We start from the raw sequence: 21,055 nt of genomic DNA, 5'->3' as shown, positions 1-21,055 counted from the left end.
TGAATGATCAGATCGACTTACCTCTGACCGTCGAGCACCGTGGTGATCCGTTGCACCGTGAGCCGGCCGTCGTGGACCGATTCCGCGAAGATGCGGCCCGCGGTGCCGCCCTCATTCCGCTGACCGGCGGCGTGCGCCTGGGCCAGGGCCATCACGGTCTCGACGACGCTGCTCGGATCTGCGGCCACCATGGGGTTCTCCGGGAGATCGATCCCTCGTGGCGCGGTTCCGACTCGGCCGACCACCGGGCGGCCGGCGGACCAGGCCCACGCTGATGCCTCGCTGTACCCATCCGTCGTCAAGGTGTCCACGACGATGTCGGAGAAGACGGCATCCGAGGGATGGAACCTCTTGGCCCGCGGACGCGCCACACGGTAGCCGGCCGCCGTCGCCATCGCTTCCAGGTCGTCCAGGGACGCCAACTCCTCCGGGGAACGCAGGGCCGGGATGATGAGGATCTGGGGAGATCGGCCCTCCGTCAGGGCAGCGGCCGGTTCGTCCGGGAACGCTCGTGGGCCTGCCACCGGCGAGGGAACCCAGTGCACATCGGTCAGGAGCTCGGCCGCCGCCGCATCCGTGGTGAAGATCGGGATGCCGAGGTCCTGCAGCTCCAGCAGTGGACGGGACCCACGGTGCACCTGACGGCGGTACCGCTTGAGCTGATCCGCGGTCCACTGTGCCAAGGGATGGCCCGGATCGGCGCTGATGAGCAGGCGAGGATCGACGAGAGGGGCCGAGCCCGTCCAGATCCCCACCTTCTTACCGCGTGCCAGCAGGGAGCGCATCTCAGAGGAGACGGGCCCATCGTCTCCACCGCCGGCGGAGGTCCGACCTGCGTAGAGGACGACATCAGCATGGCGATTGATGTCCGACCAGGTTGCGAGCACCGCAGGAAGGTCAGCGTCGCCCGCCGTCTCGCTGGGTTCCAGCCCGGTGTGCGTCACCGCGGAGCCGGCGTGGCGAGCCCAGACCTGAGCCAGCGGATCATTCCCAGCGGCCCCGATCAGGTCGAGGGCCGGCCCCGACCCGCCCACCGACCCGGCGACGGCAGAAGCGCGCTCGGCCGGACTGCCGTCCGCCGGGCTGCCGACGGTAGTCGGCGCCAGCGGCGCCGGAGGCGGGCACAGACGAGTCCAAGTGTGGATCAGCACCCGCTCCGCGTGGTCCCAGGTCTGCAGCTCGCGCACCTCGCCATGGTGTACCGCCCGGCGGAATCCCTCCAGCCCCTCCAGCAGCCGATGGGTCGCCGCGGCGAGGTCGGCGGGGTCCCCAGCGGTGTACACGGTGCCGATGGCATGGTCGCGCACGAAGGCGGCCTGGGCCTTCATGTCGCTGACGATGACGGGAAGCCCGGCTTGGATGTACTCGCTGATCTTGGTGGCGATGGCCAGCTGGTGAGCCGGGGTGGACAGGAGTGGACTGATGCCGCCCGTGGCCGATTCGATGTACCAGGTGACCGAGGACGAGGGGACATAGTCCTTGAGATGCACTCGGTCTGCGACACCGAGCTGCTCGGCCCGTTCCATGATGTGTTGCCGGATGACCGCATCGCGGGAACCGATGAAGGCGATGTGGGTGTCTGGCAACAGGGGGAGCGATTCCACCATGGTGAGGACTCCGCGACGCTCGCTCATCTTGCCGACGTAGACGAACAGGGGGGTCTCAGGGGCCAGCCCGCATTCCTCGCGGATCGGCCGGCGGACGGCCGGATCCATGGGCGTCCGGGTCAGGGCTGGGGCGTTGATGACCGTCCCGGGCCGTTCCTTCAGATGGTGACGCCGCTGCATGCGGGTGGCGAGGTCGTCGGAGACCGTGAGCACAGCATCGGCGTGGTGGATCAGTTCGGCCTCGGCGGCGAGCCATCCGGTCCGGGCGGCGGCCGGACCCGGCAGCTCCTGGCCCGGAAGCCATTCATGGGCGTCGTACACCCACGGCACGTCCCGGCCCCTGGACCTCTGCCAGGCGGCATAGGCCGCGGCGCCCGGCAGCGGGTGGCGGTCGTGAACGTGGATGATGTCCGGTTTCAAGCGCTGGAGGACGTCGAGGAAGGCATCCTCATAGTCGGCGATATGCGGCCAGACCCGCCGCCAACCACGCGGCAGGGCCGCAAGGGCCCGGTCCCGCACCTGACCGACGGCGTCGGCCGCACGCGTGCCACGGTGATCAAGCTGCTTCTCGATCCGGGTCCTCACGGCGTGGGTGGCTCGGTCCAACCGGTCCACGGTGGAGCGGAAGCTCCACGGTGGCGTATCCCGAGCCCGACCCCAGCAGGCCAGCGGGTCAGTGCTGTCCGACCACCGTCGGGGCTTGAGCTCATTCCACTGACCCGAAGTCACGTGGCGCGCGAAGTCCGCAGGGATCCGGTAGATGGGGATCCCCGAATACTCACCGACGTGGAACGTGGTTCGGTGCCTCGTGCCGACGATCGTCACCCGATACCCCGCCTTGACGGCGCTGAGGGCGCTCTTCTCCACCCGGGAGTCACCGACCACATGGTTTCCCACCAGCATGACCATGTGGGGTCGGAGGGAGGACTCTCTCGGGGCACTGTCGGTCACGCGTGGACTCCTCTATAGATTCGAAGGCGAGTGGTTGGTGTGCTCGGATGGTGCAGCACCAGTTCAGCAGCGGGCACCTGGGTCCGTCCTTCTCAGACGTCCCATACGCCGCGCAGACTCGCAACGGCCATCTTTCCACCGTAGATCGACTCGGCGAAATCCCGTCCCTGCCAACGGGCCGCCACCGTTCTCTCGTCATCCATGGAATGCGCCAGGGCCAGGACGGTGTCAGCGATCTCAGGGACCGACGATTCCAGCAGGGGCGGAGCCGGAGCCGTCGCGAGAGGGGTGTTCACGCTTGTTCCCAACGACTCGTCGAGATGCCCCACGACGAGCCGGGACGCTGACCAGGCATGCGCGGCACTCTGGCTCCACTCCCCGAGGGTGAGCGCATCGACGACGATATCGGCGTGGCGGGCCTGAGCGGAATCGTACCTTGAGAACCGGGGGCGTCGGACCGTGAAGCCGTGTCGCGTGGCGCCCTCCACCAGCCGATCGAGCTGCCTGTTCTCGGCCTGTGACCGGATGGTTGGCACGATGAGGATGCTCACCGGGGCCTGGGGATCGTGACGTGCCTCCCCAGCTGGGGGCAGATGAGGCGGTGACGGGGCGAGGAGAGGAGTGGGAATCCACTCGACGCCGTGGAGCATGTGCGCGGTCCGCTGACTGGAGGTGAAGAGGGGGATTCCGTGCTCCAGCATCGTCAGGAAGGGGCGGGCCTGTTTCAGGGCCTGCCGTCGATATCGACCGAAGACCTCGGGGTCCCAGTCGCTGAGGGCGTGCCCGGGCCGATCTCTCAGGAGCTCCGCATCCACGAGGGGCGCCTCTGTCAGGACGCCCACCTGCTTCTGCCGGCGTTGCAGCGAGAGCATCTCGGACAGGGGTCCGCCGTCGACGTCTCCATGCGCGCAGGACAGTCCGTGATACAGCACGGCATCGGCGAGCTGGTCGATCTCCAGCCAGGAGTCCAGGGCCGCGGACATCAGGGGGGCGTCACCGTCCGCCTCGGTGCCGGAGCCGGCATGACCGCGGGCCTCACCCGCATGCCGGGACCATGCCTCGGTCCAGGGATCGGTCCCCGAGGCACCGACGACGACCAGGGTGGGGTGCCGCTCGGCCTCCGTCTGCGATGTGGTTGCGTCGGCCGGGGCCACTGAACGGGGTCCGTCCGGTGGGAGCTGCACCGGGCACAGGGAATGCCAGGTCGCCGCCAAGGCCGTCTCGTTTCCCTCCCAGGTCTGCGAGGCAAGGAAGTCCGGGTCCCGGACGGCGCGACGATACGACTCCTGATCGTCCAGGAGGCGGTGGAAGGCTGCCGCCAAGGAGGAGGCGTTTCCGGCTTCGAAGAGCGTGCCCATCCCGTGCTCCGTGACGAAGGCGGACTGTGTGTCCAGGTCGCTGGCGATGACCGGCAGACCAGCCTGGGCATACTCACGCAGTTTCGTGGGCATCGCGAGCTCATGCGCCGGGTAGGGCATCAGGGCGCTGACACCGCAGGTCGCCGATTCGATGTACCAGGTCACGGAATGGGACGGAACATAGTCCAGGAGGTGCAGCCGGTCTCGCACCCCCGCCTCCTCGGCGCGGTCGTGCAGCTGCTGGCGGACCGTGGCGTTCTGAGAGCCGACGAACGCCACATGGACACCCGGCATCTCGCCCAGGGCATCGACGATGGTGAAGACCCCCCGGTGCTCGGCCAGCATGCCCACATACACCAGCAGGGGCGTCTCCGGGCCCACACCGCACTCCTCTCGTAGCGGGCGGCGCTGGTCCGGTGGCAGGGGTTGCCGGGCCCCGCGCGGGGCGTTGATGACCGTCGTCGGGCGGACATCGAGCCGGTGCCGGGCGTGGAGCTCGCCCGCCACATGGTCCGTGACGGTGATGACGGCATCGGCAGTGCGGATCAGCTCGGCTTCCAGGGCGACCCAGGCCGTCTTGGCCTGCGGCGGCCCGCCAATGATGGTGCCGGGCACCCACTCGTGGGCGTCGTAGACCCAGGGAACCGGGGTCCCCGCGGCCCGTTGGAGGGCGGAGTAGGCTGCGGCCCCGGCCATCGGGTGCCGGTCATGTGCATGGATGATGTCTGGTTGCAGCCGATGGAGGACCTCGAGGAAAGCCTCCTCGTAGTCCAGTGTCTGCGGCCAGACCGCTCGCCAGCCACCGGGTCGACCGGCCCGGAAGGACTCCCGCACGGTCCGGAATCGCTCGGCCCACGAGCGGTTCAGGCGGTGCAGGGCCCTGCTCGCCCTGTTCAGAGGGCTCGTGCCGGAAGCCTCGGGTGCTGTACTGCTGTTCCGTCGCCGGTTCTCGACCGTCCACGCCTTGTGCCGTGTGAAGTCCAGGGGGATCCGATAGATCGGAATGTGCTCGTAGTGGTCGACGCGAGAGGTGCTGGCATTCCCGACTCCCACGATCGTCACGCGGTATCCCGCCCGCACGGCGCTGAGGGCGCTCTTCTCCACGCGGGAATCGCCCACCACGGGATTCGCCACCAGCATGGCCATGTGGGGCTGCTCGGCTCGCGACACGGCCGTGTTCATGGGCGGACCTCCGCACGGCGCCGGCCGAGGACCACATCGGCGAGCTCCGGCAGGACACGGGATGCGGCGAATCGTTGGACGACCAACTGGCGTGCCTCCACCGCCTCAGCCTGCCACTGGGACGGATCCTGGGTGGCTCTATGGATGGACTCCGCCAGCATGACGGCGTCCGGGGCCAACCAGCGGAGCGGATAGAGCAGGTCGGCACCGGGCCAGGACAGGGAGCGCGGGAGCACCCCGTGGGCGGCTCCGTCCGGGAGCGTGAAGTGAAAGGACTCGAAATCACTCGTGGACAGGGCGATTCCGATCCGGCTGAACCAGGCGTCCATGTCCGGGCCGAACGGCTCGAAGCTCACCGCCGCTCCCAGGAGCGGATCGTCGTCGATCCGCGCGAACTGTTCCCTGAAGTAGTCGCGCTCAGCGGGGCGATGGGCCATCCACGGGTACTCAGACGGCCGGCGGCCCTTGATGCTGAGCGTGTAGCGGTCGTCGACGGAGCGCAGTCGGTGCAGGACATCGAGGGCCGTGTGAAGGCCCTTGCGGGACGGGACGATCCCCACCAGACCTAGCCGGAACCGGCGTTCTGGCCCGACGGTGCTCTCCAGTGCCTCGGGAATCCTGACGGCGTTGGGCACCACCAGGCTGCGCGCAGCCGGCCAGGTGAAGTCGCGGACCACCTGACGGCGTAGATGCTCGGACACGAACACCGCAGCGTCGATCCGGTCGGCTCGGACCCGGGCGGGAAAGGCGGTGGCGGCCTCCTGGAGGTGGAGACGAACGGTCAGCTGGGTGCCGTCCGTGACGTGGCGCGAATACCAGACCGCATTGCCCAGGGCCCATTCACACAACACGGCATCGGCCCAGCCGGCCAGGTCCCGGCTCAGCCGTGGATCGTGACGTTCGTGCCCGGCCCACTCGTCCAGCCGGACCTCATGCCCCTCACCGCGGAGGTGCTCGATGAGCCCCCGGGCGAACTTGAGGTCGTGGCCGGCGACCACCACTCGGCGTCGCTCGGTCACGACGACGAGCCCCGAGGAACGGGGGCGCTCCGGAAGTGGTCCGGGCACCGGCTCCAGCGCCGTCGGATCGGCACTGACCAGGGTATGGCGTGCCACCCGGCCGGCCACCCGTCGTGCGGACGGCAGGCCGAGATCCCGTGGCAGTGGTGCAGGGGCGGTATGGGTGAGAAGGGCCACACCGGCGGCACCTGCCTCACGCGCCCAGGGTGACCGCAGGGGATCCGTGCCGGCGGGGACGGCGACGGCGGCGCACAGGCTGAGCAGGGCCGCGCGGCGTTCGCTGCCGGGATCGTCGAGGACGAGACAGCCGCGGTGCGCCCCGGCGTCCCGAAGCGATTTCGCAACATCGTCAGCGGAACCGTCGGCCACCACCATGAGGGTGTGCGGTCCGCGGGCGGTATCCCCCGTGTCCGCGGCGGCACGGTCCGCGACGAGGGCCACGGCATCGGTGGTGGCGAAGCACCCGTTGTTGCCGGGCGTCAGATCCGTCCGGTCGAGGTAGACGGCGAGCAGGTCATTCGAGCGGTCACCGCCGTCGTTCCTGTTTCCGGTGTCTCCCCACAGCCAGCGGGACAGCCCCCAGGCGGGCGGCAGGGGCATCATGCGGTTGCCCAGAGGGGCTGTCCGTCCGGGGGAGTCCGGCGTGGCCGGCCAGACGTCGTCGGGGACGCCGAGGCGTCCAGCCCGGTCCCAGCGGGCACGCCTGCCGGTCAGGACGGCGTCGGACCAGCGTGAGGCCACGGTCTGTGCGACCCGGCGGGAGCGGGTGGCCGCGGCGCGGACCAGACGGGTCATGGGCAACCGGTCACGGGGTGGCCGAGGACGGGGAGCGTTGGTCATTCCAGACGATCTTGGTACGGACGAGTTCGCTGCGGCACTTCTCCCGGAGATCCGCGGCCTTCTTGTCGTGCTTCTTGCCCATATGGCCGGCGTACTCCTGATACCTGCCGGTGACCTCCTCCGGAGTCCCGTCCATTAGCAGCTCGCCGCGTTCGATCCAGATGGCTCGGGTGCACATGTCGCGGATGGTGCCGAGGGAGTGGCTGACGAGGAAGACGCAACCGGCCTGTTCGCGCAGCACATTGATGCGTTGGCGGGTGCGTTCGCGGAACTGGGCGTCACCGGTGTTCAGCGCCTCGTCGATCACCAGGATCTCCGGGTCCACGCTGGTGGCGATGGCGAATTGCAATCGGGACGCCATGCCGGAGGAATAGGCCTTGAGCGGCAGATGGAGTGAGTCCTTCAGACCGGACAACTCCACGATGGAATCGAACTTCGCATCAGCCTGGGCCCGTGACATGCCCATGGCCAGGCAACCGAGGATGATGTTGTCCTCGCCGGAGATCTGCGGGACGAGGGCGGCATTGACCCCCAGCATGATGGGTGTGTCCGTGGCGTAGACGGACCCGCTGGTGGGGGCGAGCTGCCCGGTGACCAGTTTCATCAGGGTGGACTTGCCCGAACCGTTGGTGCCGATCACCCCCACGCTCTCGCCGTGCTCCACCACCAGTGACAGGGGCTTGAGGGCCTCGAGATGGGAGATCTCGACTCCGGACCCGGCGCGACTGAGCCGGGCCCTGAAGGTCTCATGGCGTGGGGCCGGTCGGATCGACCGCACCACATAGGTCATGGAGGCCGAATCGATCACCACGGCCGCCTGAGCCGAGGGCGACGTGACCGCGTGGGGGGCGACCTCTGCTGCCGTCATCACTTCTCCTGTCCGTAGCTTTCCTCGGCCTGCCAGAACAACACGGTGCCGACGACCAGGAGTACCAGGGTCCATGCGCCGAGGACGAGCCACCGGTTCGGGTCCGGCCAGGTGTCATACAGCAGACTGTCGCGGGCGATCTCCAGGATGCAGTACATGGGGTTCAAGTGCATGATGAAGAGGATCGTGGGGTGGTCCGCGAAACGGTCGATGCTGAAGAAGACAGCGGACAGGTACAGCCAGATCCTGGTGCCGAAGGTGATGAGGTTGGTCACGTCGTTGAAGCGGGTGACCAAGCGGGCCAGGATCAGGCTCAGACCGAGGTTGAACAGGAACTGTACCGCCACCAACGGGATGAAGAGCAGCCACTTCCAGGACACGATCTCGAGAGGGGGGAAGGCAAGGATCAACACGAACATCGTGATGAACGCGGGGATCTGCACCATGAGCTCCCGGACGTTCACGGCCAAGGCCAACGTCGCCCGGGGGAACGAGAAGGCCCGCACCACGGCACGGTTGCTGATGATCGCCTTGGAGCCGCTGGTGATGGCCGAGGAGGTGAAGCGGAACATGAACACGCCGATGATCAGGTAGGCGATGAAGTTCTCGATGCCCCGGCCGGTCCCGAGGAGCAGGCCGAAGACGAAGAAGTAGGTGGCGCCGTTGAGGATCGGGTTCAGCACCAGCCAGATCTGGCCCAGGGAATTGGTGCTGTTGCCGCCGGCGATCCGTGACTTCGAGTCGAAGAGGACGAAGCTCCGGAACTCCCAGATCTGCCGCAGGTACCGCCACAGGCTTGGCCTGGCGCCGACGCGGATCAAACCGTTCCGATCAAGGGCGATCGTGCGGGTTCCGGAGTCCCCGGTGTCTTCGGTGGTGTTCACCTAGGTCCTTCCGTTCAAGTGCGGCTCGCGCCATCCTGCCGGCGCGGCAACATGGCTGACGCCGACGGACAGTATAACAACGCAGACCATGCCATCCGTGGGACCCGGACGGCGTCGTCCGGATCACGGCGGGTCAGAACCCACAGTCTGCCCCGTAGGCTGGGAGGCAACAAAAGGCGGGCCATCACCCGCACCGGAATGAGGAGTGCGTACACACCGTGAACCAAGGACAGTTGAAGATCATGCCGATCTACGGCACCCGCCCGGAGGCCATCAAGATGGCTCCCATCATCAAGGCGCTGCAGGAGTCGGATGATGTCGAGTGCGAGGTGGCCGTCACCGGACAGCACCGGGAGATGCTGGATCAGGTCAACGAGCTCTTCGGCATCGTCCCCGACCACGACCTCAACATCATCCGTCCCCGCCAGACGCTCAACGGTGTGATGACGCGGACCATCGACGGCCTGGACGCCCTCTTCGAGCAGGTGAAACCGGACGCGGTGGTGGTCCAGGGCGACACGACCACCTCGACGGCCGGCGCGATCGCCGCGTTCTACCGGGGCATCCCCGTGGTGCACGTGGAGGCGGGCCTGCGCAGCTTCGACCTGTTCTCCCCGTTCCCCGAGGAGGCCAACCGCAAGATGACCACCCAGGTGGCCAGCCTCCACCTCGCCCCGACCACGACCAGCCGGGACAACCTGCTGCGCGAGGCGGTCAACCCGGACGACATCGTGGTCACCGGCAACACGGTCATCGACGCGTTGTACGAGGTCGTGGAGAAGGCGGTGCCGTTCTCCGACCCGCAATTGCAGGAGCTGGCTGACAGCGGACGGCGGCTCGTGCTGGTGACCACGCACCGGCGTGAGAACCAGGGCGAGGCCATGCGCGGCGTCGGCCGAGCTCTGGCCCGGTTGTCGGAGCAGTACCCGGACGTGGATTTCGTGCTGCCCGCGCACCGCAACCCGGTGGTCCGGGAAGCCATCCTCCCGGAGGTCGAGGGCCGGACCAACGTCATCGTGACCGAGCCGCTCGCCTACGGAGAGTTCACGCACCTGCTGTCCGTGGCCCACGTGGTCCTGACGGATTCCGGCGGCGTGCAGGAGGAGGCGCCGGGCCTCGGCAAGCCCGTCCTGGTCATGCGCGAGAACACCGAGCGACCCGAGGCCGTCACCGCCGGAACGGTGAAGCTGATCGGCACGGACGAGGAGCGCGTGGTCACCGAGGTCTCGACCCTGCTGGACGATGCCGAGGCCTACTCGGTCATGGCCAACGCCGTGAACCCCTACGGTGACGGCCGCGCCGCGGCCCGCACCGTGGCCGCCGTGCGCGCCCTGCTCGGACGCGGGGAACGCCTGCCGGACTTCGCCGACTGACCCTGCATCACGAGACCCAACGCCCATGTACCTGAAGACGTTGACGGTCCGCGGCTTCAAGTCCTTCGCCTCGGCCACCACCTTCCACTTCGAACCCGGTGTGACCGCCGTGGTGGGCCCCAACGGCTCGGGCAAGTCCAACGTGGTGGACGCCCTCTCCTGGGTGATGGGGGAGCAGGGTGTGAAGAACCTGCGCGGCGGGAAGATGGAGGACGTCATCTTCGCCGGCACCTCCGGGCGGGCCCCGCTGGGCCGCGCCCAGGTGTCCCTGACCATCGACAACGCCGACGGCGCCCTGCCGATCGAGTACTCGGAGGTCACCATCTCCCGCACGCTGTTCCGCAGCGGGGGATCCGAGTACGCCATCAACGGCAGTTCCTGCCGACTGCTCGACATCCAGGAGCTGCTGTCCGACTCCGGCCTCGGCCGGGAGATGCACGTGATCGTGGGGCAGGGCCAGCTGGACCGGATCCTGCAGGCCAGTCCGGAGGAGCGCCGCGGTTTCATCGAGGAGGCATCGGGGGTGCTGAAGCACCGCCGGCGCAAGGAGCGCAGCGTCCGCAAGCTCGAGTCGATGCGTACGAACCTGGACCGTGTCCGGGACCTCTCCGAGGAGGTGCGCCGTCAGCTGGGGCCGTTGTCCAAGCAGGCCAAGACCGCCCGCAAGGCGCAGCGTATCCAGTTCGACGTCCGTGATGCCCGGTCCCGCCTGCTCGCGGACGACCTGTTCCGGCAGCAGGCGGCCCTGGAGCAGCTGGGCGCCGGAGACCAGGAACTCGAGCAGGCTGTCTCCACCGCCGAGGCCGAGGTCACTCGGGCCGAGGAGGCCGCAGCCGAGCTGGCCACGGACGTCGCCACGGCCGGGCAGGCCTCTGCGGCCGCCCGTGACCATTGGTACCGGCTCTCGACCCTGGCCGAACGGTACCGTTCCCTGGGTGCCGTGGCCGCCGAGCGGGAACGCTCTCGCAGTCAGCCGGTCCCGGCACCGTCGGGCCCGGACCCGGACACCGCGCGGGACCTCGCCGACCGGGCCGGCACCGAGGCGGGTGAGGCCGAGACCGCCGTGGAGACGGCCCAGTCAGAGCTCGAGCGGGCCTCCACAGAGCGGCAACGTGCCGAAGCCGCGGCCCGGGCGGCATCGGAGACCTACACGCGTCTCCTGCAACAGGCCGCGGACCGGCGCCAGGCGGCCGCCGTCGCGGCGGGTCGCATCGAGGCCGCCAAGGCGACCGAGCAGTCCCTTCGGACGCAGTGGGAGAAGGCCACCGCCCGGCTGACGGAGAGTGAGCGGGCCGCTCAGTCCCTGCGCTCCGAACTGGCCGACCACCAGAATCGTCTGGCCGGCTCGCTTGATTCCGAGGAGGAACTCGACGCGACCTACGAGGCGGCCGCCGAGGCCGCCGATCGGCTGCAGGAACGCCTGGCCCGGCTCGACGAGGCGCTGGCCGCCGCCGAATCGGCCCATGGTGCCGCCCTGGCCCGGCGGGATGCCCTGGCCGAGGCCCTCCAGCCGGAGGCCGGTGCCGCCGTCATGGCTCTCGGGGACCTGGCCCCCACCGCCCTCGCCGAGGTCCTGACCGTGGAGGGCGGCTGGGAGGCCGCCATCGCTGCTGCCCTCGGCGGACCTGCGGAGCAGCTCGTCCTCGACGGCCTCGCCCCGGCCGTTGAGGCGGCGGGTCGGTTGGCCGACGCCGGCGCAGCGGACGCGCGACTGCTGTTCCCCTGGGTGCCTGGCACGGATGGTTCAGCCGCGTCCACGATCCCCACCGCCGACTCCGCCGGGCCGGGGGAGGACCTCCCCGAGGAAGCGATGGACGCGGGGTCCGTGGTCCGGTTTCCCGAGGGGGAGACCGGGACCGCCGGCGCCACCGCGGAACCGTCGAGCGCAGAACACTTGATCGCGGACACCGTGCGTTCCCTGCTGGCCGGGACAGTGCTCGTGGAGGACCTGGCCACGGCCACCGCACTCCTGGACGGCGGACGGCTTCCGGCGCTCTACCGGGGTGTGCCGCTCCGCCTGGCCACCCGGGACGGCCACGTGGTCGGTCCGGGATGGGCGGACGGCCGCGGGGCCGGATCCGGCAGTCGGCTGGAGCGTAAGGCGGCGGCGGACCAGGCGGCCGGTGTGGCGGAGCAGGCGACCCATGAGGTCGAGCGGCTTCGATTCCAGCGCTCCGGGCTGGCCCGGGAGGCCGAGCAGGCCACCACCGCCGAGACTGCTGCACTCGAGGCCCTCGACGCCTCCGACGCCCGCTTCACGGCCGTCACCGAGGAGCTGGCCCGGCTCAATCAACAGCTGGCCCATGCCGACGACGGCGTGGAACGCCAGCGTGCCGAGCTCACGGCCCTGCGGGACCGCCTCTCGGAGGCGACGGCCGGCGTCGGGCAGGCCGAGGAGGAAGCGCGGCGGGCCCAGACCGCCGCCGCGGAACCGACCAGTGCGGACGATTCGACCACGGACGCGTCGACTGAAGACACGGCGGCCAGTCCCGACCCGGAGGCACGGGACAGGGCGGAGGAGCAGGCCGGCCTCGCCCGGCACCGGGAGACCGAGGCGAGATTGGCCCTGAGGGCCGCCGAGACCAGTCGGTCCCAGCTCGTCGCGCGGGCCGAGCAGGCGCGCCGCCAGGTCTCGGCGGCCACGCTGGCCCACCAGGAGCGGGAGCGGGCCGAGCAGAAGCGTCGGGCCTGGCTGACCCGGATCTCAGCGGTCTCGCAGGCACTGGCCCAGGCCCTGGAACGGGTGCAGGACGCCGTCGCCCGTGCTGATCGGGACCGCACGGAACTGGATCGCCGTGGCGAGGACCTCTCGGTGCGGCGTCAACAGCTCCAGCGCACCGCTGACCACCACCGCTCGGTGGCGGCCCAGGCCAAGGACCGGTTGCACGCGGCCCGGATGGCCCGGCAGGAACAGCAGCTCAAGCTGGACCAGTTGCGGGAGAAGTCCCTCGATGACCTCGGCATGACCGGGGACTACCTGCTCGAGCACTTCGGCCCGCACCTGCCGGTCCCGCTGGCGCCGCCCGCGGAGGAGACCGAGACCGAGGCCGATGCTGCCGTCGGGTCCGGTTCTGGCGTAGCTGCCGCCGCCGAGCCTGATTCGCACAGCGAGCCCGAGACGGTGCCGTACGACCGTGCGGAACAGCAGAAGCGGCTGCGCCGGGCCGAGCGCGAACTGTCCGCCCTGGGCCGGGTCAACCCGCTGGCGCTGGAGGAGTATGCCGCCGTGGAGGAACGGCACCGCTTCCTGTCCGGTCAGCTCGAGGACCTGGACTCCAGCCGCCGGGACCTGCTGAAGATCATCCAGGATGTGGATGACACGGTGCTGCGGGTGTTCTCCGCCGCGTTCGAGGACACCGCCGCCCAGTTCCAGCACGTCTTCGCCACCCTGTTCCCCGGCGGCGAGGGGCGGCTGTTCCTGACGGATCCGGACAACCTGCTCGAGTCCGGCGTCGAGGTGGAGGCCCGGCCCGCGGGCAAGAAGGTCAAGCGGCTGTCCCTGCTGTCCGGCGGTGAGCGCTCACTGGCCGCCGTCGCCATGCTCGTCGCGATCTTCAAGGCCCGGCCCAGCCCGTTCTACGTGATGGACGAGGTGGAGGCCGCCCTGGATGACACCAACCTCGGACGGCTGCTGGAGATCTTCCGGGAACTGCAGCAGGACAGTCAGCTGATCATCATCACCCACCAGAAGCGCACCATGGAGGTCGCGGACGCGCTCTACGGCGTCTCCATGCGCGGGGACGGCGTCAGCACCGTCATCAGCCAGCGTCTGGAGGCGGTGCGGGCCGCTCCGGGGGACTGACCCTCGAGCTGACCTTCGGCAGGACGCCCGTCCGGGGGCCACCCGGCACCACCGGCAGATTGGTCTCCGGGGCGAAGGCCCACGAGATGGCGCCCACGGCCAGGATGCCGCCGGTGAGCAGGAAAGCCCAGCCGAAACCGGCCGCGTCCACCACCAGGCCGGCGATCAGCGGACCCGAGATCGCCCCGAGGTCGGAGGCCATCTGGGCGGTGGACATCACGGGGCCGGCCTTGCGCTCCTGGCCCACGATGTCCGCCACGGCGGCTTGCTGTGGCGCATTGAGCGTGCCCGTGCCGGCTCCGGCCACCACGCACAGCGCGAGGAACAGCCACGGGTTGTCCATCCAGCCGATCACGGCGGTGCCCGCCGCGGCCACCAGGAGGCCGATGATGATCAGGGGTTTGCGGCCGTGGACGTCGGACAGCCGCGAGGAGAACGTGACCGCGGCGATGTTGCCGACCGCGAAGAGGGACAGGGCGGCACCGGCGATCTGCGGTCCGTCGAGCCAGAACGCGGTCCCCGTGAAGGCGGTGGCGGCCAGCAGCGGTGTCAGGGAGTTGCGCACGCCGAAGGTCGCCCAGCCATTGGCGAAGAAGGAGGTCAGCGCCGCGCGGAATGCCGGACGCTCCCAGGCCTCGGCCAACTTCATGTCCGGCCGGGTGTCGGGCTTGCCGCGGTCAGCGAGCCGGGAGTCCCGCAGCAGGAAGAACACCAGTCCGGCGGCGACCACCAGGGCCGTGCCGTAGATCAGGAAGGGCACCCGGTAGCCGAAGACCGCCAGCACCGAGCCGACCACCGGGCCGGCGATGTTGCCGATCAGGAATGCCGAGGCGTAGGCCCCGGAGACCCGGCCGCGGATACTCGGGGGTGCCTTCCGGGCCAGGAACGCCATCGCGGACACCGTGAACAGGGTGGATCCGATGCCGCCGAGCGCACGGAAGACCAACAGCTGCCAATAGTCCTGCGAGAACGCGATGAGGAACATGGACAGCGAGACGACCAGCACTCCGGCCATGTAGGCCGGGGTCTCGCCGAACCGGCTCGTCAGGCGCCCGGAGAACGGGGCGAACAGCAACCGGGTGAGCCCGAAGGCGGAGACGACGGCGGAGACGGCCGTGGCGGAGGCGTTGAACGACTGGGCGTATTGGGGCAGCACCGGCGCGATGATGCCGAAGCCGATGGCGATGACGAAGGCGGCGACGATGAGGACCTTGATCTCCCGGGGGATGGGAAGCCGCTCCCGCTCCTGACCGGTGTTCCTCGTGCGCGCCATGATCCCCATCTTGCCACCTGTGGCCGGCCGGCCGGCCTGCCCTGCCCGCTTCGGCCGCGACGGGCCGCGGCGTACCATCGCGAGTCAGCCGAAGAGCTGTGACAGACTGGTCCGGTGGATCCGATCATCTTGATTTCGCTTGCCTCTGTCCTGCTCGTCGGCCTGGTCCTGCTGGTCTTCATCGACCGCAAGCCCAAGCGTCCCCGGGGCATCTACCCGACCACTCGTGATGCCAATGACCCGGGGCCCACCGGTAGCGGAAGCACCGCGGTCCTCGATCGTCCGGAGACGGACGACGCCGGCCCTGCGGGTACCGCGGTCGCCGAACCCGAGGCGCCGGTCGCCGCCCCCGTGCCCGCCACGGACGTGGTGGAGACCGAGGCGCCGACCGCCCCCGAGCTGGAGACACCGGCTCCCGCCGCCGGCCGCCTGGCGCGGCTGCGTGCACGCCTGGCCAAGTCCAACAGCATCTTCGGCAAGGGCCTCTTGGCGCTGCTGTCCACGGACAACATCACGGATGACGTCTGGGACGAGGTGGAGGAGACCCTCCTGCTGGCGGACCTCGGCACCGAGCCCACCATGGAACTCGTGGACAACCTGCGCGAACGCGTCACGGTGGAGGGTTCCCGCGACCCCCAGCAGGTCAAGGCCATGCTCCACGAGGAGTTGGTCAAGATGGTGGATCCGACCATGGACCGCCGCCTGGACGCCTCCCGCAAGGATGGCCGCCCGGCCGTCATGATGGTCGTCGGCGTCAACGGCGTCGGCAAGACCACCACCGTCGGCAAGATCGGGCGGGTGCTCGTGGCCGAGGACCGCCATGTCGTCTTCGGCGCCGCTGACACCTTCCGTGCTGCCGCCGCCGAGCAGCTGGCCACGTGGGGAGCCCGCGTGGGTGTGGACACCGTCCGCTCCTTCGAGGATGGCGCCGACCCGGCCTCGGTGGCCTTCGAGGCCGTGAAGACCGGCATCGAGCAGGAGGCCGACGTGGTGATCGTGGATACCGCCGGGCGCCTGCAGAACAAGGCCAACCTCATGGACGAGCTGGGCAAGATCAAGCGCGTCATCGAGAAGCAGGCCGCCGTGGACGAGGTGTTGCTCGTCCTGGACGCCACCACCGGACAGAACGGCCTGGCCCAGGCCAAGGTCTTCGCCGAGGTCGTCAACATCACCGGCATCGCCCTGACCAAGCTGGACGGCACCGCCAAGGGTGGCATCGTGGTCGCCATCCAGCGCGAGCTCGGCGTCCCGGTCAAGCTCGTCGGCCTGGGCGAGGGCCCGGATGATCTCGCCCCGTTCAACGCCGAGGGCTTCGTGGAGGCCCTGCTCGACTGAGCCCCACGGCCTGCGGCGAAACATGCTGTTCACCGGTGCGGGGCGATCGTCATCTCGGGGAAACAACCTGACGAAGACCGTGAAACACACCACGCGCATTCTCTTAAGCGGGACCGGTCGCAACCCGTCGCGACACCGCACGATCTCCCGGGCCATCCCCGCCCGGGAACCACGGGTGGTCCTTCGGCGAGAGGATGAACAGTGGAAACGATTGAACTGACATCGGGGCATGTCTGGACCATGGTGTGTGCCGCCCTGGTGCTGCTGATGACCCCTGGATTGGCGTTCTTCTATGGCGGCCTGACCCGTGCCAAGGCCGCCCTGAACATGATGATGATGTCCTTCGTGTCCATCGGCCTGGTGGCCGTGGTCTGGGTGCTCTGGGGCTACAACATGACCGGCGGTGACGGCATCGCCGAGATGTTCGGCAACCCCTTCGCCGACGTCGGGCTCTATGGCGCCGTCGGCACCGAGGATCTGATCGGCATCGGTTTCGGCGCCACCTTCGCCATCATCACGGTCGCCCTGATCTCGGGTGCCATCGCCGACCGCGCCAAGTTCAGTACCTGGGTGGTCTTCGTCCCGATCTGGGTCACCGCCGTCTACTGTCCGCTGGCCTTCATGGTCTGGGGCGGTGGACTGCTCTCCGCCGACGGCGTCATCGGCAGCGCTGTGGGTGAGGCTGTCGACTTCGCCGGTGGACTGGTCGTCCACATCTCCGCCGGTGTGGCCGCCTTGGTCATCGCCCTGCTGCTCGGCAAGCGTCAGGGCTTCGGCACGGACCCGGGGCACCGTCCCCACAACATCCCCTTCGTGATGCTCGGCGCCACTCTCCTGTGGTTCGGCTGGTTCGGCTTCAACGGCGGCGCCGCCGGCGACGCCACGGAAGCCGGCCTCATCTGGGTCAACACCCTCGCGGCCCCGGCAGCCGCCATGCTCGGCTGGCTGCTGACCGAAGGCATCCGCGGCAAGCGCGCCACCTCGATCGGCAGTGCCTCGGGGATCGTGGCCGGACTGGTGGCCATCACGCCGGCCTGTGCCTTCGTCGATCCCGTGGGTGCCCTCATCATCGGCTTCATCGCCGGTGCCGCCTGTGCCCTGGCCGTCGGCCTGAAGTACAAGCTCGGCTTCGATGATTCCCTGGACGTCGTCGGACTGCACCTGGTGGCGGGCATCATCGGCACCGTCATGATCGGCCTGCTCGGCCTGCCGATGGAGGACGGTCGCGCCGGACTGTTCTATGGCGGCGATGCCTCCCTGCTGCTGGCGCAGGTGGTGGCTGTGCTGGTCGCCGTCGTCTATGCCGGCGTGGTCACCTTCGTGATCGGAATCGCCCTCAAGGCCACCATGGGGTGGCGCGTCACCGCCGAGGAGGAGGAGGCCGGCCTGGACCGGTCCCTGCACAGCGAGAACGCCTACGAGTTCGGTGGCGGCGGGATGGGAACGTCCTATTCCGAATCCCCGGACACCGGGGAACAGGAGACGGTCGCCGCTTCGGCCCCGGCAGAGCGGGAGACCACCTCGGTCGGTGTGAAGTAGGGAGTCACGTCCGGAGAGGGGCCCCGCCAGCGAGCGGGGCCCCTCTCCGTCTGACTTGATACCCTTGGGAACTGGTAGTTTCCGCCGCCACTCCCCACCACCGAAGGAAGAGCACCGCAGTGTTCAACTCCCTGTCCGATCGCCTGGCCGCCACCTTCAAGAACCTGAAGGGCAAGGGGCGCCTGTCCGAAGCGGATATCGACGCCACCGCCCGTGAGATCCGCCGGGCCCTGCTGGATGCAGACGTCGCCGTTCCGGTGGTGCGGGAATTCATCAGCCACATCAAGGAGCGGGCCCTCGGCGAAGAGGTCAGCCAGGCGCTGAACCCCGGCCAGCAGGTCGTCAAGATCGTCAACGAGGAACTCGTCGCCATCCTCGGTGGTGAGACACGGCGGCTGAACCTCGCGAAGAACCCCCCGACGGTCATCATGCTCGTCGGCCTGCAGGGTGCGGGTAAGACCACCCTCGCGGGCAAGCTCTCCAAGCACCTGAAGGAACAGGGCCACACCCCGATGCTGGTGGCCGCCGACCTCCAGCGCCCCAACGCGGTCAAGCAGCTCCAGGTCAACGGTGAGCGGGCCGGCGTGCCGGTCTACGCACCGCACCCGGGCGTCTCCAGCGAGTTCGAGGATGCCACCGGGGACCCGGTGCAGGTGGCCCGGGACGGCGTGGCCGAGGCCAAAGCCAAGTACAACGACATCGTGATCGTGGACACCGCCGGCCGTCTCGGCATGGACGCCGAGCTCATGCAGCAGGCTGCGAACATCCGGGCGGCGGTCCAGCCGGACGAGGTCCTCTTCGTCCTCGACGCCATGATCGGCCAGGACGCCGTGGCCACGGCCCAGGCCTTCAACGAGGGCGTCGGCTTCACCGGCGTGGTGCTCTCCAAGCTCGACGGCGACGCTCGCGGCGGCGCGGCCCTCTCGGTGCGCTCGGTGACGGGCAAGCCCGTGATGTTCGCCTCCACGGGTGAGAACCTCTCCGATTTCGAGGTCTTCCACCCGGACCGCATGGCCTCACGCATCCTGGACATGGGTGACGTGATGAGCCTGATCGAGCAGGCCGAGCGCAACTGGGACCGGGCCGATGCCGAGAAGATGGCCCGGAAGTTCGTGGACCAGGAGGACTTCACCCTCGACGACTTCCTTGATCAGATGCAGCAGATCAAGAAGATGGGCTCCATGAAGAAGCTCCTGATGATGATGCCGGGGGCCCAGGGCATGCGTCAGCAGCTCGAGCAGTTCGACGAGCGGCAGATCGACCGCATCGAGGCCATCATCCGGTCCATGACCCCGCACGAGCGGGTGGCACCCAAGATCATCAACGGCTCCCGCCGGGCCCGCATCGCCCGCGGCTCCGGTGTCCAGGTCTCCGAGGTCAACGGCCTGCTGGAGCGCTTCGGCCAGGCCCAGAAGATGATGAAGAAGATGGCGGCCGGCGGCGGCATGCCGGGGATGCCAGGGGTGCCCGGAGGCGGAGCCGGTGGGGCCGGCGGCGCCCGCAAGGGCAAGGGCAAGGGCAAGAAGACCAAGCCCAAGTCGGGCAACCCGGCCAAGGCGGCCCAGGAGATGCGTGAGCTCGAGGACCGCCGCAAGCGATCCGGCTCCCCGGCCGCGGGTTCTGCCTTCGGTCAGGGCGCCGAGGGTGGTCCGGACGGCGGCTTCGATCCGTCGTCGCTGAACCTTCCCAAGGGGTTCGAGAAGTATCTGGGCGGCAACTGAGCCGGCACGTCTCGAGGGCCGCAACCACCACGGTGGTTGCGGCCCTCTGATGTTTCCGGGCTGAGGCGGTTCCCCCGTGGGGCTGGGGTGGCTCTCATCACACCGCCCCGACCGGGAATACTTGAAGCGTCAACTTAGTTGTGATGTCATGAAGGTGCCGACCGGGTCTCGTGAACCGTTGAACCCGCAGTGCCGACCGCAGACGCCACCAGCCCGAATAGATACCGGGCCGAACCCGAGGAGACCAGTCATGTCCTTCACCGCCTCCGATGCCGCCGCGAATCCTGTTACCCTGCGGCGCCAGTCCATGCAGCACCAGCCCATCAGCGGACGCCCGGTCGCCGACCTGCTGCCCGCTGGCCTGTCCATGGGAATCGTGACCCTGAAGACGGAGAATGTGGCACGCCTGCGGGCCTACTACGAGCAGGCGCTGGGTCTCGTTGCCGTGGCCGAGGATGGTCCCAACGTCGTCCTGGGCCGGTCCGGGGTGCCGCTCGTCGGCATCGAGGAGGCGCGCGGCCTGAAGCTCCCCGGTGAGGGGGAGGCCGGCCTCTATCACGTGGCCATCCTCTTTGAGGAGGCCGCCGAGCTCGCCGCGACCGTCTACTCGGCCGTGCGCCTCGATCCCACGCGGTTCGTCGGCAGTTCTGACCATCTCGTCTCCGAGGCCTTCTACTTCCAGGACCCGGACAACAACGGCATCGAGCTCTACGTCGACCGGCCCCGTGACCAATGGCAGTGGGGCCCGGACGGCCAGGTCGCCATGTCGACCCTCTACCTGCCGTGGGACCGGTACCTGGACACGCACCTCACCGAGGAGGCCGTGAACCGGCTGACCATCGCTCCCGCCTCCGTGGGGCACGTCCACCTCCAGGTCGGGGACGTCCAGGTGGCGGAGGACTTCTATGTCCGGGAACTCGGATTCGAGAAGACCACCGCGCTCGGCACCATGGCCCTGTTCGTGTCCGCGGGTGGCTACCACCACCACATGGCGATGAACACGTGGAATTCCACCGGTGTCGGCCCCCGCCGCAACACCCTCGGCCTGGGCTCCGTGGAGATCACCCTGCCGCGGGGCGAGGGGCTGGGAGCTGCCGAGGACCGGCTCAAGAGCGCTGGCCGGTCTGCTCAGCGCACCGACCGCGGACTCGAGGTCCGCGATCCGTGGAACACGCTGCTCGTGCTCTCCGAGGCCGAGGTGCCGGCCGGCGTCGGGACCGATGCGGGGGCAGCTGCGGCGGCTGCGCCCGAGGCGCAGTAGGACACCCCTTGGACGAACTAGGACAAATGGCCGGGTGTCTGG

General features: G+C 69.1%; 12 protein-coding genes. 6 read left to right on the top strand and 6 right to left on the bottom strand.

Annotated elements, in window-relative coordinates:
* Positions 1 to 17: 17 nt before the first annotated feature.
* The 5 genes from IEX49_RS00420 to IEX49_RS00400 all read right to left on the bottom strand — a co-directional run bounded on the left by IEX49_RS00420 (position 18) and on the right by IEX49_RS00400 (position 8,709).
* Positions 18 to 2,558 (bottom strand): glycosyltransferase family 4 protein, encoded by a 2,541-nt coding sequence (locus IEX49_RS00420; protein ID WP_188803149.1) that lies wholly within the window; start codon positions 2,556 to 2,558, stop codon positions 18 to 20.
* A 92-nt stretch (positions 2,559 to 2,650) separates the two neighbouring features.
* Positions 2,651 to 5,098: a glycosyltransferase family 4 protein gene (locus tag IEX49_RS00415; protein ID WP_188803148.1), complete on the bottom strand. Its 2,448-nt coding sequence runs from the start codon at positions 5,096 to 5,098 to the stop codon at positions 2,651 to 2,653.
* A complete protein-coding gene (locus IEX49_RS00410; protein ID WP_188803146.1) occupies positions 5,095 to 6,912 on the bottom strand; it encodes a glycosyltransferase family protein in 1,818 nt (605 codons plus the stop codon). The genes IEX49_RS00415 and IEX49_RS00410 overlap by 4 nt, the downstream gene beginning before the upstream one ends.
* Before the next feature lie 10 nt (positions 6,913 to 6,922).
* Positions 6,923 to 7,825 carry an ABC transporter ATP-binding protein gene (locus tag IEX49_RS00405; protein WP_188803144.1) on the bottom strand — a complete coding sequence of 301 codons (903 nt, stop codon included), beginning with the start codon at positions 7,823 to 7,825 and terminating at the stop codon, positions 6,923 to 6,925.
* Positions 7,825 to 8,709, bottom strand: coding sequence for an ABC transporter permease (locus tag IEX49_RS00400; RefSeq protein WP_188803142.1), 885 nt, complete (start codon positions 8,707 to 8,709; stop codon positions 7,825 to 7,827). Before IEX49_RS00400 ends, IEX49_RS00405 begins: the two co-directional genes overlap by 1 nt.
* A 242-nt stretch (positions 8,710 to 8,951) precedes the next feature.
* Here IEX49_RS00400 and wecB point away from each other — a divergent pair, with 242 nt between their 5' ends.
* On the top strand, positions 8,952 to 10,082 hold the full coding sequence (wecB, locus tag IEX49_RS00395) for a non-hydrolyzing UDP-N-acetylglucosamine 2-epimerase (RefSeq protein ID WP_188804123.1): 1,131 nt from the start codon (positions 8,952 to 8,954) through the stop codon (positions 10,080 to 10,082).
* Positions 10,083 to 10,107: 25 nt separating this feature from the next.
* On the top strand, positions 10,108 to 13,884 hold the full coding sequence (locus IEX49_RS00390; RefSeq protein ID WP_188803141.1) for an AAA family ATPase: 3,777 nt from the start codon (positions 10,108 to 10,110) through the stop codon (positions 13,882 to 13,884).
* Here IEX49_RS00390 and IEX49_RS00385 read toward each other — a convergent pair.
* Positions 13,841 to 15,157, bottom strand: a complete 1,317-nt coding sequence (locus IEX49_RS00385; RefSeq protein WP_188803139.1) for an MFS transporter — start codon at positions 15,155 to 15,157, stop codon at positions 13,841 to 13,843. The two genes, IEX49_RS00390 and IEX49_RS00385, sit on opposite strands and share 44 nt — an antisense overlap.
* A gap of 114 nt (positions 15,158 to 15,271) precedes the next feature.
* Between IEX49_RS00385 and ftsY the strand changes: the two genes are divergently transcribed.
* The 4 genes from ftsY (at position 15,272) to IEX49_RS00365 (ending at position 21,013) form a co-directional block, all read left to right on the top strand.
* A complete protein-coding gene (gene ftsY / locus IEX49_RS00380; protein ID WP_188803137.1) occupies positions 15,272 to 16,492 on the top strand; it encodes a signal recognition particle-docking protein FtsY in 1,221 nt (406 codons plus the stop codon).
* Between the two features lie 210 nt (positions 16,493 to 16,702).
* Positions 16,703 to 18,031, top strand: a complete 1,329-nt coding sequence (locus IEX49_RS00375) for an ammonium transporter (RefSeq protein WP_188804121.1) — start codon at positions 16,703 to 16,705, stop codon at positions 18,029 to 18,031.
* A 119-nt stretch (positions 18,032 to 18,150) separates the two neighbouring features.
* Positions 18,151 to 19,752 carry a signal recognition particle protein gene (ffh, locus tag IEX49_RS00370; protein ID WP_188803135.1) on the top strand — a complete coding sequence of 534 codons (1,602 nt, stop codon included), beginning with the start codon at positions 18,151 to 18,153 and terminating at the stop codon, positions 19,750 to 19,752.
* Positions 19,753 to 20,059: 307 nt separating this feature from the next.
* On the top strand, positions 20,060 to 21,013 hold the full coding sequence (locus IEX49_RS00365) for a VOC family protein (RefSeq protein WP_373286664.1): 954 nt from the start codon (positions 20,060 to 20,062) through the stop codon (positions 21,011 to 21,013).
* The last annotated feature ends 42 nt before the right edge of the window (positions 21,014 to 21,055 follow it).

Origin of the sequence: Citricoccus zhacaiensis (genome assembly GCF_014645315.1) — a bacterium.
Taxonomy (GTDB): Bacteria; Actinomycetota; Actinomycetes; order Actinomycetales; family Micrococcaceae; genus Citricoccus; species Citricoccus zhacaiensis.
This window is presented reverse-complemented; position numbering and strand designations above follow the sequence as displayed.